This is a genomic window from Streptomyces sp. NBC_00989 (assembly GCF_045162655.1).
Classification (GTDB): domain Bacteria; phylum Actinomycetota; class Actinomycetes; order Streptomycetales; family Streptomycetaceae; genus Streptomyces.
Map to the genome: position 1 here is coordinate 4,580,199 of NZ_CP108728.1, position 14,544 is coordinate 4,594,742.

Consider the following 14,544-nt stretch of genomic DNA (forward strand, 5'->3'; position numbering starts at 1 on the left):
GAGCGACGACTACCCCTTCTTCTTCACGGTCTTCACGTCACCCTTCCCGCAGGCCACCCCGTCCTTGTTCGGGTCGAGGCGGAGCGGATCGTCCTTGCCGTTGACCTTCAGGCGGCCGTAGTCGTTCTGCTGGAGCCATGAACAGCGGGCCGCGGTCGTCGACTTGACCTCGGACGGGAACACCGTCGGGACACAGACGTTGATCGTGCCGTAGTGCCGGTCGCAGCCGGAGATGGTCGTGCTGACCTTCTGCGAGGCGCGCTTCTTGCCGGGCTTGGTGACCTTGCCCTCCAAGGAGTCCGCGAAGGAGTGGACGTGGGCGGAGGCGTCGGAGGCGGTCAGGGCCGAAGGGCCTTGCAGATGGACCCACTTGGCCACCGACGGGACACCGTTGGCGTCGACCGCGAAGAGCATGTACCAGCCGGGCGGTGCCAGGTTGGGGTTGCTCGTCACGTTCAGGTCGACCGTGTTGCCGTTCACCGAGAGCGGCAGGTCCACGAACCGCTGGTTCGGGTCCGAGGAGTGCGTGACCGCCGCAGGACGGATCAACTCGGCCTTGGCGATGGGCCGGTCGACGGTGATCGTCTGGGTGTCGCCGTACTCCCACTCGTTGTCGATGACCGAGGTGATCGTCGGCCGCGTGCCCTTGAGGAGATACGGCGGGGTGTAGATCGACACGTTGTGGTTCCAGGTGCCGTTGCCCGGGTTGTCACCGGTCGACATCACCCGGCCGTCCGGCAGCAGGAACGACGACGAGTGGTAGCCCCGGGCCTCGGGATCGGCGGCCACCGGGTCGAACGTCGTGGTCGCCGGGTCGAAGATCGACGCCTCGTACACCGGGTTCGCGCGGTTGTGCAGCCCACCGCCCGTCTCCAGCACCGTGCCGTCCGGCAGGATCACGGTGGACACGTACATCTTGCCCTGGGCGCCGGTCTCGGCCACCGGACCGTTCCCCAAGTCGACGGTCCCCTGCGGGATTTGGGGACCCACCGTGTACGTCGGGTTCGCGGCCTTCAGGTCGATGATGTCGGTCAGCCGGTTCGCGTCCGGGTTGGAGTCGATGTTGCCGCCGCCGATGGTGAGGACCTTCTGGTCCTGCGCCGGAGGCAGCAACACGCTTGCCGACTGGTCGCGTTCGTCCTTGTTCTGCAACCCCGACACCGACGTGATCGTGTTCGCGCCGTAGTCGTAGATCGCGCTGCCCGTCCCCGGGATGTTGTTCCCGAAGACATGGCTGCCCGTGTAGAAGAGCCGCCCGTCCTGCATCAGGACCATCGACGGGTACAGACCCCAGTACGACCAGGTCTGGTTGACCTGCGACAACGGCAGCCACTTCTGCTGGGCGTCCGACCAGTACTCGGCGGTCACCGAACCCGTCGAGTCCTCGCGCAGCCCGCCGAAGGAGATGACGTCACCGTTGCCGAGCTCGGTCGCCGACGGGTACCAGTGGCCGTCGTTGAGGTCGTTCGTCTTGCTGTACGTCTCGGTCGCCGGATCGAAGATGTACGAGTCCTTGTACCCCTCGTACCCGTGCGAACCGTCCGCCGCCGGGAACGCCTTGTTGCCGCTCATCACCAGCACCCGGCCGTCCTGCAACTGGATGTGCCCCGAGCAGAACATGTCCTTCGGCGTCGGGATCACCTTGTACGTCCCGGCGACCGGGTCGTACACCGCACTCGTGAACGTCCCCGCGTCGAACTGCTCCTGGCTGTTCCCGGAGCCCGCGATCAGCAGCACCTTGCCGTTGTTGAGGACGACGGAGTGCATGGAACGCACCGGGTTCTGGGTCGGGAGCACGTCCCAACGCCCGTTCGCACACTCCTCGGCGGTCGCCGTGCAGGTCGCGGGCGGCAGGGTGTCGGGGACCTGGTCCATCGTGTAGTCGTCGGTGGTCGCGGACCCGGTGCCGTAGACCGACACACCCCAGGTGATCCGGTCGGTACCGGCGGGCACTTCGGGCGTACGGACCGTGGCCTGGGTCCAACTGCCCTGCATCTCCAGGGTCTTGAGGTCGGTCCAGTACTGCCAGCCGGCCGTCGCGTCGTGCCGGAACAACGTGATGTTCGCGTCCGGTGTGGTCGTCTTGTACCAGAGCCCGAGGTCGTACTGCTTGCCCGCCGTCACCACCGGCGCGCAGGTCGTCGACTCGGTGATCAGTGCCTTCCGGTCACCGTCCACCCGCCGCGTCACGGAGACCTTCATCGCCTTCGAACCCGAGTGGGCATCCGAAGTCGTGGTGAAGTCGAAGTCGTTGTCGCCCCACCCGGACTTCTCCCAGCAGTACGGCATCCCGTCACTGCCCGCCGTCTCGAAGCCCGGGTTCACGACGAGGTTCGCGGCCTCGGCGGACTGCGGCGAGGTGAGCAGCAGTCCGGCGGTCAGGGCGCCCACCCCGGCGAAGGCGGTTCTTCTGCGGTACTTGTTCACGCGGCTCTCCTTGGTGCTGTACGACTCCCCTTGCGGCTCCCTTTGCGACTCGGGAGGTAGACCAACGCCTCTGTGCCCACGAAGCGCAGGACGAAGGTGGTGATGAGCGCCAGCGCGGTCGCCGACAGCGCGCCCATGCCGAACTTGTGGATGAACAGGGCGATCAGCGGGATCCGCAGCACCAGATCGGCGTTGGCGAGCAGCGCGAACCGGCCCGCCCGGTCCCACCAGTTGCGGTGCCGGCGCCGGTCGCGGAACAGCAGGTGCTCGATGAGATAGAAGTTCCAGGCCACGCCCAGCTGGTTGGCGAGGATCTCGGCGGGGACGTAGTGCATGCCCGTCTTGGTCAGCGCCCACAGTCCGACCAGGTTCGGCACGAAGCCGGTGGCGCCGATCAGGCCGAACACCACCATGCGCGCGACCGGCGACGCCGTACGCAGTCCGAGGAGGTGACGCAGGAAGCGAAAACCCTCCTGCGCCGTCGACTTGGACTCGCCGGCGAACCGGTCCTGGAAGACGAACGGCACCTCGGTGACCTCGCGCGGACGGCTGCGTACGGCGAGTTCGAGCAGGATCTTGTAGCCGAGCGGCTTGAGCGCCTCCGCCGTCACCGCGCTGCGGCGGATCGCGAAGAAGCCGCTCATCGGGTCGCTGATACCGCGGAGTTTGCGCGGGAAGAGCGTCTTCGTCAGCCAGGTCGCCCCGCGCGAGACGGCGATGCGGTATCCGCCGGCGAGGCCCTCGCGGCTGCCGCCCTTGATGTACCGGGAGGCGACGACGAGCCCGGCGTTCGCGCGCTCGCCGGTGCCGACCAACTCCGGTACCAGGGAAGGCGGATGCTGGAGATCGCCGTCCATGACGACGATCCAGTCCGACGTCGCCGCCTTGATCCCCTCGACGACCGCGCCGCCGAGCCCGCCGACCGGCTCCTCCCGGTGCAGCACGGTGACCGGGAACGGGCAGTCCTGCGCCGCCTCGGAGATCACCTCGGGGGTGTCGTCGGTGGAGTCGTCCACGAAGACGACCTCGCAGGGCAGGCGGGTCGGCACGGATTCGGTGATGCGGTGCAGCAACTCCCGGACATTTGCCGACTCGTTGAAGGTCGGTACGACGATGGTGACGGCGCCCGGCTCGGCGATCTCCGCGGCGCGTACGGCCGGATCGCCCAACTCCCCGGGGACCATGGACTCTTGGCTCATCACTGGGCTCCCACGGTCTCGGACTGGATCTGCCGGATCTCGATGCGGTCGTCGCCGGTGCCGAAGGTGGCGACCGGGGTGGAGTGCTCGATCGCCGCCTTGACGTTGGGCAGGTCGACCGCGTCGCGCCGTACCGTCGGGGAGGCCACCACGTAGTCGATGTCCTTCCAGCCGTGCGGCATCGTCTTGGTGACGGCGGGGTCGAGGTCGGCCTTGTAGAACCAGATGACCCCGAGCCCGGGCCGGTACCCGGCGTGCACCAGGTCCAGCCAGAGCGCGTCGTCGACGAGGACGCGGGTGTCCTTCGGGTCGGCGACCTCGGTGGACAGCCACTTCGAGGCGGCCCGGTAGGGGGCGTTGGCGTCGGTGGTCATGGCGGTGCGGTCGCCGTCGTACCACTTCGGTACGACATAGGAGCCGGCGGCGATCGCCAGGACGACGGCGAGTGTGTACCGGCCCCCGGTGACGTATCGTTTCTCCCCCTCGCGCCGCCATCTGCGCAGCACCGCGTGGGCGACGGAGGCGGTGCCCCCGGCCAGCACGAGCGCGAGGAAGGGCAGCGCGCCGATGATGTACATCGCGGGCAGGTAGCCGTTGGGGCGCATCGAGACCAGGGCGAGGATCGCCACGGTCATGGCCGGTCCGGCGAGCGAGCGGGCGGTGACCGACCAGCGCCAGGTGACCAGCAGGAGCAGCGCCCCGGCGAGACCGCCCAGCGGCAGGACGCGGTCGTAGTACAGCCAGGAGTGGAGGACGCCGTAGGAGCCCGCGCCCTGGTCGAGGATGAAGCCCGAACCCGATCTGGTCATCTGGTACTTGAGGCCGTCCCAGAGCGAGACGTGGCCGCTGCCCGGCAGCAACTCGCCCTTGAGCAGGGCGAAGAGGGGGTACGCGAAGCCGATCAGGACGCAGGCGGTGATGGCGCCGGTGAGCGCGAACTTGCGGGTGTCGCGGTGTCCGTGGCGCCACATGGTGAGCAGCAGCGCCGGAAGGATGACGAGCATCGTCTCCTTGGTGAGGACCGACGCGGCGCCGGCCAGACCGGCGCCGAAGTGGTGCCAGAGATGGCGACTTGGGGACGCGGCCAGGCAGAACGCGAGCAGCATCCACATCACGGCGATGTTGTCGAGGAAGATCTCCCGCTGGAGGATCACGGACAGCGGGGACAGCCCGAAGAGCACCATGCCGAGCCCGGCCGCCCAGCGCGGCAGCGAGAGCCGGCGGGCGAGGACGTAGACGAGGACCGCGCTGATCGCGCTGATGACCAGCATCGCGAGGCGCATGGTGCCGACGGTCATCGAGTCGGGGCTGAAGTGCGCGGGGATCCAGGTGAGCAGGGCGATCTGGATCCAGCCGAGCGGCGGATGGTCGTACCAGTAGGTGTAGTGGGCCAGCCCGGTGCCCTGTTGGACGGCCCAGGCCTGGGCGAGGTAGGTGCCCTCGTCGTCGCTGAGCGTCGGGTAGTCGGCGATGTTCCAGCCCTGCACGACGAGGATCGCCGCGAGGAGGAGGCCGCAGAGGAGGAGGTCGGGCCGGGAGGAACGGAGCCGTGAAGGTGGCGCCGTTCGACTGACCGAACCGGTTTCAGGCGCAGGCTGCCGCTGCGCGGGGACCGTGGTGGTCACCGCGGGAAGGGTGGAAGTCACGCAGGAACGTCCTCTCGGATCTCTGCGGTTTCGGTGAGGTGCGCGCCGACGTGGGAGGTCAACTCCCAGTCGTTCTGGCCGCGTTGCTCACGCCAGACGGCGCGGATCGCGGCTCCGGCGAGCAGGACCTGGTAGAAGGGGCCGCCCACGACGAGCTTCAGGTAGTGGACGGCACGGACGCGGAGTCCGTACTGCTTGCCGAAGTCGTGCAGTCCGACGACCTCGAAGACGAAGGTGACGGCGGCGGTGACCAGCGGCAGGAAGGTGAGGAAGGCGATGCCGACCGGCACATCCAGGAAGAGCGCGACCGCCGCGTTCAGCGGGATGATGACCCCGGAGAAGGCCTGAAGGAACGGCGTCATCAGCGTGTAGCGGGCGAGCAACCGCTGCCCGAATCCCGGGAGTTGCTTCCAGTCCTTCTTCCGGTAGACCTGAAGGAAGCCCTGGTTCCAGCGGGTTCGCTGCTTCAGCAACGACATCAGCGAGCCGGGGGTCTCCTCCCGGGTCACCATGTCGGAGTCGTAGGCGACGACGACCTTCTTGCCGACGCTGGACAGGCGTACGCCCAAGTCGCAGTCCTCGGCGAGGCAGTTGGGGTCCCAGCCGTCGGCCTCGCGCAGGACGGCGGTCCGCACGAAGACGGTGTTGCCGCCCAGCGGGATGAACCCCTTCTGCGCGTGCAGGTGCAGCCGGGACCGGAACCAGAAGAAGTACTCCAGGCAGTTGCGCAGGCTGTACCAACTGGAGTGGAAGTTGATGAGCTGGACGCCCCCTTGGACGACGTCCGCTCCCGTCGTGCGGAACGCGTGGTCGACGTGGGCGAGCAGCTCCGGATGGACCTGGTCCTCGGCGTCGAAGACCCCGACGACATCGCCGCGGCAGTGCGGCAGCGCCGTGTTCATGGCCTTCGGTTTGTTCTTCTTCTCGTGCGTGTCGACGACGACACGCACGCGCGGGTCGCGCTCGGCGGCGCTGTTGGCCACCGCCGCGGTCTCGGGGTCGTCGTGCCCCACGATCACGATGATCTCGAAGTCGGTGTGCGTGGACTCCAGCAGCCGCTGGATGGTGTGGTCGAGCACGGCCTGTTCGTGCCGGGCCGGCAGCAGCAACGAGAACGAGACGTGCTCGTCCCCGTCCGGGCTGCTGAATCGGGTGGAGGCGAGCACTTCGGGCGTACGCCACGCGTGCATCTGCCACCACAGGGTGAAGGCGGCCATCCAGAACAAGGCCAGCGAAACGACAGCGATGAAGACGGACGTCAGCAAAACAGATCCCCCCAGATCCCAATACCCCCTGGCGCGACGGTGAGTTACATCCGTCGCGTCACGAGGCAGAGACTATGGGCGATCTGTGAAGTGAGCAGGTGATTTCAGTGAAGAGCGTGTTTCGTCACAATGAGGCTCCCACATGAGCATTTCTCGCACTGGTCGCGTTTGCGGTGGTTACGACTCCGCCGTTTCACCTGTTCAGCGCGGTGCGCAGCCGCTCGGGGTCGGTCGTCGGCGCGTCGCAGGTAAAGTTACGGCAAACGTACGCGGCCGGTCCACCATCGACCAAGGGCCGGTCGGCGAGCAACGGCAGCTCGTCACTCTCCGCCACCCCGAAGGCGACCACGGCCCCCGGCGCGGTGCCCAGAAGCGCCGTACGGTGCAAGGCTTTTGTGCCCTCATCGGTGAGCGAGGGCCCTACGACGGCCACCTCGCGCGGCCCGTCGAGGTACGCCTCGGCGACCGCGAGCCCCCACCCGATGAACCGCGGCACGCGCGGTCCGAGCGCCTTCACGACCCCCAACGCCCGCTCGGCGGCGGTGCGATGGGGCTCGGCGCCGGTCTGCGCGGCATAGCTGAGCAGCGCACCCGCTGCGGCGGTCCACCCGGACGGAGTGGCGTTGTCGGTCGGGTCCTGCGGCCGCCGGATGAGTTGCTCGGCGTCGACGGCAGTGTCGTACAGGGCACCCGACTCGTCGACGAACCCGGCGAGCACGTGGTCGAGCAGGAACCCGGCGAACTCCAGCCAGACCCCCTCCCCCGTCACCGACGCCAGCGCGAGGAAGCCCTCTGCGACATCGGCGTAGTCCTCCAACACCCCGGCGTTCGCCCCGACTTGGCCGTCCTTGCTGGTGCGGGCCAGCTTGGCGTGCTCGTCCAGATGCAGGCGTACGAGGAGATCGGCGGCGGAGACGGCGGCCTCGACCAGGTCGGGGCGGTCGAAGTAGGCGCCGGTCTCGGCGAGTGCGGCGATCGCGAGGCCGTTCCAGGCGGCGACCACCTTGTCGTCGCGGCTGGGAGCGGGACGCTGCGAACGGGCGGCGAGGAGACGGCTCCTGACCGACTCGACCTTCTCGGCGTCGAAGACCCCTTCGGTCTGCGGGAGTTGGAGGACTGACTGCCCCTCTTCGAAGGTCCCGTCGTCGGTCACGCCGAAGTACTGGGCGGCGAGTCCGCCGTCCTTCTCACCCAGAACCTCGGTGAGCTGCTCGGGCGTCCAGACGTAGTAGGCGCCCTCGACGTGCTTGCCGGTGCCGTCGTCGCTGTCGGCGTCGAGGGCGGAGGCGAACCCGCCCTCGTTCGTGCGCAGTTCACGCACGATGAAGTCGGCGGTCTCCACTGCCACGCGCCGGGCCAGCTCGGACCCGGTGCTGCGCCAGAGGTGGGCGTAGACCCGGCAGAGCAGGGCGTTGTCGTAGAGCATCTTCTCGAAGTGCGGGACGACCCACTCGCGGTCGACGGAGTAACGGGCGAACCCGCCCGCGAGCTGGTCGTAGATCCCGCCGCGTGCCATGCGCTCGCAGGTGTCCCGGGCCATCTCCAGGGCGCCCTCGGAGCCGGTGCGGGCGTGGTGGCGGAGCAGGAACTCCAGTGCCATGGACGGCGGGAACTTGGGCGCGCCGCCGAATCCGCCGCGCTGCGGGTCGTACTCCCGCGTGAGCCCGAGGAGCGCGCCGGACAGCTCCTCCTCGCCGGGGGCCTCGGTGCTGCCGTAGTCGATCTCGCGCTGGGCGAGGTCCCGCGTGATCTTCCCGGCGACCTCGGCGACCTCGTCCCGCCGGTCGGTCCAGGCGCTGCGCACGCCTTCGAGGACCTGGCGGAAGGAGGGCATGCCGTGGCGGGGCGCGGGCGGGAAGTAGGTGCCGAAGTAGAAGGGCTCGGCGTCCGGGGTGAGGAACACGGTCATGGGCCAGCCGCCCTGGCCGGTGGCCGCCTGGACGGCCTCCATGTAGACGGCGTCGACGTCGGGGCGTTCCTCGCGGTCGACCTTGACGCCGACGAAGTGCTCGTTGAGGTAGTCGGCGGTGGGCCGGTCCTCGAAGGACTCGTGGGCCATGACGTGGCACCAGTGACAGCTGCTGTACCCGACGCTGAGCAGCACCGGCCGGTTCGTCCGCCGCGCCTCGTCGAAGGCCTCGGCCGACCAGGGCCACCAGTCGACGGGATTGTCGGCGTGCTGGAGCAGATAGGGGGAGGTCTCATGGGCCAGTCGGTTCGGCATGCCCCCATCGTGCCCGACCGGAGCCGATGACCGCGGGACCGCCTCCCGCTCCCGTACGGCCGACGGATGATCGTCGCCCTCTCGCGCTCCCGCCTCCGCCGAAGGACACTCATAGGCCAAGGAGTTGCCGCCGGAGGGGGACGTGACATGCGGGACGGCCATCGGAGCGATGCCGAGCGGCTGTTGGCTCGGGCCGTGGAGGAGGAGGTGCGGCGCTCCGGCGGGCGCACGGACGGGCAGGTGCTGCTGACGCGGTCCCGGGCCGCTCTGGACGCCATGGCCCAGACGGCGGCCGAGGAGTACGAGGCCTATACGGGGGCGCTGGACGAGGCGGCGGCCGGACAGCTCACCTTCGGGCAGCGGTACGCGCGGGAGGGCGGCGGAACTCCCCTGCTGGTGGCGGCCGTTGCCGCGGTCGCGGCGGTGGTGGCCGACCTGGGTCTCGGCACCGGTACCGGCACGGCGTTCGGCGCCGGGGTGACCGTCGGCGTCGTGGGCGCGGCGGCCACCGTCGTGAAGGTGACCGCCGCGCATCTGCCGGCCGCGCATCACCGCGCCGGTGCCGCGAGCCAGCCCGGTGGCCCGGAGCAGCTGCGGTTGCAGTGGCTGACGGCGCTGGAGGTGCGGGGCATCCGGCCGTTCCTGGACCAGCAGCGGGTGCTCGCCGCGTCCACCGGGCCGACGCGGAAGCCGGGGCCGCGGTTGCGCGGCGCGGACAAGAGCGCGGCGGCCCGCAGGCGGAGTGTGCTGGAGCAGTCTTTCGGTCAACTTCCGGACGCGGTCGGCGCGTTCGCCGGCCGGCGGGCGGAGCTGGCCCGGATTCGGCAGTTGGTGCAGGCGGCCAGGGCGAGTACGGAGACCCGGCCGACCGTGGTCGTGCTGCACGGCGCGCCCGGCTCGGGGCGCACCAGCCTCGCGGTGCGGGCCGCGCACGATCTGCGGGACCAGTTCCGCGGTGCCTGCGTGGTGGATCTGCGCGGCGACAGCCCGGGCGAGCCGCCGCTGCCCACCCGGGACGCCCTGCTGCACCTGTTGAACCGGCTCGGCGCGCCCCGCGAGCAGCTGCTGTTCCGTGAGCGCTCCTCACCCGACCAACAGGTCAAGCGGCTGGGCGAGTTGTACCACCAGCACCTGACCGGTCTGCCGGTGACGATCGTCCTGGACGACGCCTCCGACGTCGCGCAGGTGGCCACGCTGGTGCCCGAGCGCTCGGACAGCCTGGTCGTGGTCACCGCCCGCAAGCCCCTCGACCTGCCCGCCGAACTGGCCGCCTGGGTCCACCAGTTGCCGGTGGAGTCACTGGACGCGGCGGGCGCGGAGGAGCTGCTGGGCACGGCGGCGCAGGACGGTTCGGAGCCGTACGACGCCGAATCCACCGACCTGATCAGGGAGTTGTGCGGCGGGCTGCCGCTGGCGCTGCGGATCGCGGGCTCGTCCCTCGGCCCGCGCTCACCGCGTCAACTGGCCACGGACCTCGGCGCGTACGGCCCGGTGGAACCGGTCGAGCGGGCGCTGTGGCTGCGCTACACCGACCAGTCGGACCAGGCCCGCAGGCTGCTGCGCCGGCTGGCGCTGGCCGGCCGGGCCTCACTGGGCGCGGCGGCTGCCGCCGCCCTGCTGGCCACCGACCAGCCGGAGGCCACCCGCCAACTGGAGGCCCTGTCCCGGGCGGGCCTCATCGACCACGTCCGCGGCACCCGCTACCGCCTGCACGACCTGGTCCGCGCCTTCGCCCAGGCCCGCCTCCTCGACGAGGAGGAGTCCTCGGAACGTACGGCCGCGCAGGAGCGGTTGATCGTGAACTACGGCGAACTGGCCGACTCCGTCCTGCGGTTGGTCGACGGCAACATGTCGACGCGCTCGGACCGGTTCGGCCCGCACGGCTTCACCTCGCTCGACGAGGCGCTGCGCTGGCTGGACGACGAGTCGAGCTTCATCACCTCGACGCTGCGGCACGCGGAGGGCGTCGACCAGGGCGCCGTACTGAATCTGCTGGGCGCGCTGTGCGACTACTGCCTGCTGCGCGGCGACCTCTACCGACTCGGTGAGATCAGCGAGTTGGCGCAGGCCGTCGACCAGGGCCTCCTTGTCCGCTCGGTGCAGTGGCGCACCGGTATCGCGGCCCGGCAGCTCGGCGAGCTCGACAAGGCGCGCACCACCCTCACCTCCGTCGTCGACCTCTACATGGAGGCCCATCACGACGCGGGCGCCGCGCGCGCCCTGTGCTCGCTCGGCATCACCCTCCACCACCAGGGCAACCTCACCGAGGCGGCGGCGAAGCTCCGCGAGGCCCTCGACCTCCAGGCGCCGCCCCAACTGGCCACGGACCGCGCCTGGACGATGCACGCCCTGGCCGCCGTGGAGCGGGATCGCGCCCGACTCCCCGAGGCCATGCGCCTGTTGACCGAGTCCCTCGTCCTGCACCGCGCCGGCGAATCCGTCCACGGCGAGGCCTGGGCCCACTTCCAGCTCGGCCAACTCGGCCTGCGCATGGGCGACATCCCGCGCGCGGAGTCCGAACTGACCACCGCCCTCGGCCTCTACGGCCGCACCCGCGACGCCCGCGGCGAGGCCTGGGCGCTGACCCAGCTGGCCCGCGCCCGGCTCGTCGCCGGCGACCCGTCCCCGGCGGTCGACGGCCTGCGCCAGGCGGCCGCCCGGCACCGCGACAACGAGGACGCCCGCGGCGAGGCCTGGACCGTCTACTACCTCGGCCAGGCCCTGGAGGAGACCGGCAACCTGGACCTCGCGGTACGCGAGCTGGAACGCTCCCGCACGATGTTCTCCCGCATGCGCGACGTCTACGGCCTGGCCTGCGCCCGGCACCACTCGGCGCGCGCGACCCGCGACCAGCGCGCGGCCCAGACCGGTTCGCTGCGCAACTCCGGGTTCGCCCGCCAGCTCCTGGTCGACGCCCGCGCCGACTTCCAGCGCATCGGCGTCGCCCACGGCGAGGCGTGGACCTGCCTGGAGCTCGCGGTCGTCGACGCGGGCAACGCCCGTACGCAACAGGCACTGACACTGTGCGACGAGGCCGTCGGCCTGTTCACCTCGTACGGCGACCACCGCGGCGCTGACTGGGCCCACTTCCTGCGCTCCACACTGCTGCCGTACGCGGCCCCCGGCGGGGTCGAGGTCGGCACGGCGGTCGCCCAGGAGGAACTCGCCCAGCTGTCCCGCAGCGGCCACCCGTACCGCGACGAGAAACTCGACGACTACGTGGAGGCGTACCAGCTGCTGCTGGAGCGGGGCGTGAACCTGGAGGCGGGCTGGCAGGCGTGGCGGCTGGGCATGGTGCCGAGCCGGCATGCGCGGGAGGTGATGGGGGTGACGGTGTCCGGCACCCCCTGACCTCCGCGGCTCCGCCCGGTCAGCCCTGCTTGGCCTTGGGTTCGGCCGGGGCGGCCCCGGACTCGGCCTTCGACTCGGCGGCCGACTCGGCCTTCGGGTCCGCGCCCTCCTTGAAGTCGACCTTGTTCATCTGCTTGCTCATGGACTTCATCAGGCCCCAGACGGCCAGGGCCATCACCGCGAACACGATGAAGCCGAGGACGCCGGGGGTGACCTTGTTCTCGTCGACCTCGGCGAGGGGGACCAGGTGCGTCATTGCCAGGGCTGCGCTTGAGCTCATGTCAGGCATTGTCGCGGATGCCCGCAAAGAGGTCGTCCTCGGGGAGGGAGCTGGCGACGAGGGACTTCGCGAGCTCGTACTCCTCGGTCGGCCAGACCTCCTTCTGGATCTCCATCGGGACCCGGAACCAGCCGCCGTCGGGATCGATCTGCGTGGCGTGCGCGAGCAGCGCCTTGTCGCGGATCTCGAAGAACTCGGAGCACGGAATGTGCGTGGTGAGCGTGCGCTCGGTGTGCCCCGACTCGGTCCAGCGCTTGAGCCACTCCTCGTACGGCGACTCCAGGCCGCGCGCCAGCAGCGCGCTGTGCAGGGCCTCGGTGCGCTGCCGGTTGAAGCCCTGGTTGTAGTACAGCTTCTGCGGCTGGTACGCCGGGCCGTACTCCGACTCCGGGTACTTCTCGGTGTCCGTCGCGCCCTCGAACGCCACCATCGAGATCTTGTGGGTCATGATGTGGTCGGGGTGCGGATAGCCGCCGTTCTCGTCATAGGTGGTGATCACCTGCGGACGGAACGAACGGATCTGCTTCACCAGCTCGCCGGCCGCCTTGTCGACGTCCTCCAGCGCGAAGCAGCCCTCGGGCAGCGGCGGCAGCGGGTCGCCCTCGGGCAGCCCCGAGTCGACGAAGCCGAGCCACTCCTGCTTGATGCCGAGGATCTCGCGGGCCTCGTCCATCTCCTTCTTGCGCACCTCGTGGATGTGCTCCTCGATGTACGTGTCGCCCTGGAGCTTCGGGTTGAGGATGGAGCCGCGCTCCCCGCCCGTGCAGGTCACGACCAGCACGTCCACCCCCTCGGACACGTACTTCGCCATGGTGGCCGCGCCCTTGCTCGACTCGTCGTCGGGGTGCGCATGGACGGCCATCAGTCGCAGCTGGTCAGTCAAGACTCAATCCTCAGTAGGTCGGCGCCCCGGTGTATTGGGGTGCGATCGGCGGCTTCTATAGTGACCGAATCCGGGGGCGAATAATTCCGGGGGCCGGTTCGAAAGGCCCCTTGCCGAAAGGACGATCATGAGTACGGCGAGTGCGCGACTGCCCGAGGGCCGTTACGGCCGCTCGTCGGACGAGCGTGCCGACCACAAGCTCAGGATCGCCGGTGCCGTCCTCGCGACGGGCCTGCTCGCCCTCGTCGGGTACTTCGCCTACCACTACGTCTTCGAGGCCAAGATCAGCGCCGAGGTGATCACCTTCCAGGCCTCGGGCAACGAGGTCAAGGTGCATCTCGAGGTCCACAAGGACTCCGGGACCACGGGCTACTGCACCCTGCGCTCCCAGGCCGCCGACCAGTCCGAGGTGGGCCGCGCCGACTTCCACTTCGGCGGCTCCGCGACCCGCATCGACAGGGTCGTCACCCTGCGCACCACGGCCAGGGGCACCACGGCCGAGCTGCTGGGCTGCCACTCCGACTGACGTCATCCTCGTTACGTAGGCGCTGACCAGCGTTGACGTATGTCTGACGGCTTATGTCCTCCCCCTGACGCCGTTGAATTGTTAGGCTCGTGGTTTCGCCCTTCCATGAAGGAACATTCTTCTGGGTAGGGCGATGCTTTGTATTCCCAGTACCTACGAGGAGCACCTGTGACCCAGACCAGCGAAGACGTCACCTGGCTCACGCAGGAGGCGTACACCAAGCTCAAGGACGAGCTGGAGTACCTGTCTGGTCCCGCGCGCGCCGAGATCACCGTGAAGATCGCGGCCGCTCGCGAGGAGGGCGACCTGCGCGAGAACGGCGGGTACCACGCGGCCAAGGAGGAGCAGGGCAAGCAGGAGCTCCGCATCCGCCAGCTGACCCAGCTTCTGGAGAAGGCCAAGGTCGGCGAGGCTCCGGCGTCGACGGACGGCGCGGTCGCGCCCGGCATGGTCGTCACGATCGCCTTCGACGGCGACGAGAGCGACACCACGACCTTCCTGCTCGCGTCGCGCGAGTACGCGAGCGCCGACATCGAGACCTACTCGCCGCAGTCCCCGCTGGGCTCCGGCGTGCTCGGCCACAAGGTCGGCGAGGAAGCGCAGTACGAGCTGCCCAACGGCAAGAAGGCCTCGGTGACGATCCTCAAGGCCGAGCCGTACAACGGCTGACCTGAGGCGTCCGCCTTCGTTCTCCTTGGGCTACTTTCGGCTTTCGGCTTTCGGCGGGCCCCCGGCGACCTTGC

At 69.6% G+C, this 14,544-nt stretch carries 10 protein-coding genes; 3 read left to right on the forward strand and 7 right to left on the reverse strand.

The window, feature by feature from the left end; genetic code table 11:
- Nucleotides 1-9: 9 nt before the first annotated feature.
- The 5 genes from OG714_RS19760 to OG714_RS19780 form a co-directional block, all read right to left on the reverse strand.
- Nucleotides 10-2,427 carry a galactose oxidase-like domain-containing protein gene (locus OG714_RS19760; protein WP_406122707.1) on the reverse strand — a complete coding sequence of 806 codons (2,418 nt, stop codon included), beginning with the start codon at nt 2,425-2,427 and terminating at the stop codon, nt 10-12.
- Entirely contained in the window at nt 2,424-3,626 is a 1,203-nt protein-coding gene (locus OG714_RS19765) for a glycosyltransferase (RefSeq protein WP_406122709.1), read from the reverse strand. Before OG714_RS19765 ends, OG714_RS19760 begins: the two co-directional genes overlap by 4 nt.
- A complete protein-coding gene (locus tag OG714_RS19770) occupies nt 3,626-5,272 on the reverse strand; it encodes an ArnT family glycosyltransferase (RefSeq protein WP_406122711.1) in 1,647 nt (548 codons plus the stop codon). Before OG714_RS19770 ends, OG714_RS19765 begins: the two co-directional genes overlap by 1 nt.
- Nucleotides 5,269-6,537 (reverse strand): glycosyltransferase, encoded by a 1,269-nt coding sequence (locus OG714_RS19775; RefSeq protein ID WP_406122713.1) that lies wholly within the window; start codon nt 6,535-6,537, stop codon nt 5,269-5,271. Before OG714_RS19775 ends, OG714_RS19770 begins: the two co-directional genes overlap by 4 nt.
- Nucleotides 6,538-6,730: 193 nt before the next feature.
- Nucleotides 6,731-8,761: a thioredoxin domain-containing protein gene (locus OG714_RS19780; RefSeq protein ID WP_406122715.1), complete on the reverse strand. Its 2,031-nt coding sequence runs from the start codon at nt 8,759-8,761 to the stop codon at nt 6,731-6,733.
- A 147-nt stretch (nt 8,762-8,908) separates the two neighbouring features.
- On the opposite strand from OG714_RS19780, the gene OG714_RS19785 reads away from it, so the two are divergent.
- Nucleotides 8,909-12,112, forward strand: coding sequence for a tetratricopeptide repeat protein (locus tag OG714_RS19785; protein ID WP_406122717.1), 3,204 nt, complete (start codon nt 8,909-8,911; stop codon nt 12,110-12,112).
- Between the two features lie 19 nt (nt 12,113-12,131).
- On the opposite strand, the gene OG714_RS19790 is transcribed toward OG714_RS19785, so the two are convergent.
- Together OG714_RS19790 and mca are read right to left on the reverse strand one after the other, a co-directional pair.
- Nucleotides 12,132-12,401, reverse strand: a complete 270-nt coding sequence (locus tag OG714_RS19790; protein ID WP_403583676.1) for a hypothetical protein — start codon at nt 12,399-12,401, stop codon at nt 12,132-12,134.
- Nucleotides 12,394-13,254, reverse strand: coding sequence for a mycothiol conjugate amidase Mca (gene mca / locus OG714_RS19795; protein WP_406131878.1), 861 nt, complete (start codon nt 13,252-13,254; stop codon nt 12,394-12,396). Before mca ends, OG714_RS19790 begins: the two co-directional genes overlap by 8 nt.
- 148 nt (nt 13,255-13,402) lie before the next feature.
- Here mca and OG714_RS19800 point away from each other — a divergent pair, with 148 nt between their 5' ends.
- A complete protein-coding gene (locus OG714_RS19800; RefSeq protein WP_406122719.1) occupies nt 13,403-13,801 on the forward strand; it encodes a DUF4307 domain-containing protein in 399 nt (132 codons plus the stop codon).
- 168 nt (nt 13,802-13,969) lie between these two features.
- Entirely contained in the window at nt 13,970-14,470 is a 501-nt protein-coding gene (gene greA / locus OG714_RS19805; protein ID WP_363100201.1) for a transcription elongation factor GreA, read from the forward strand.
- The last annotated feature ends 74 nt before the right edge of the window (nt 14,471-14,544 follow it).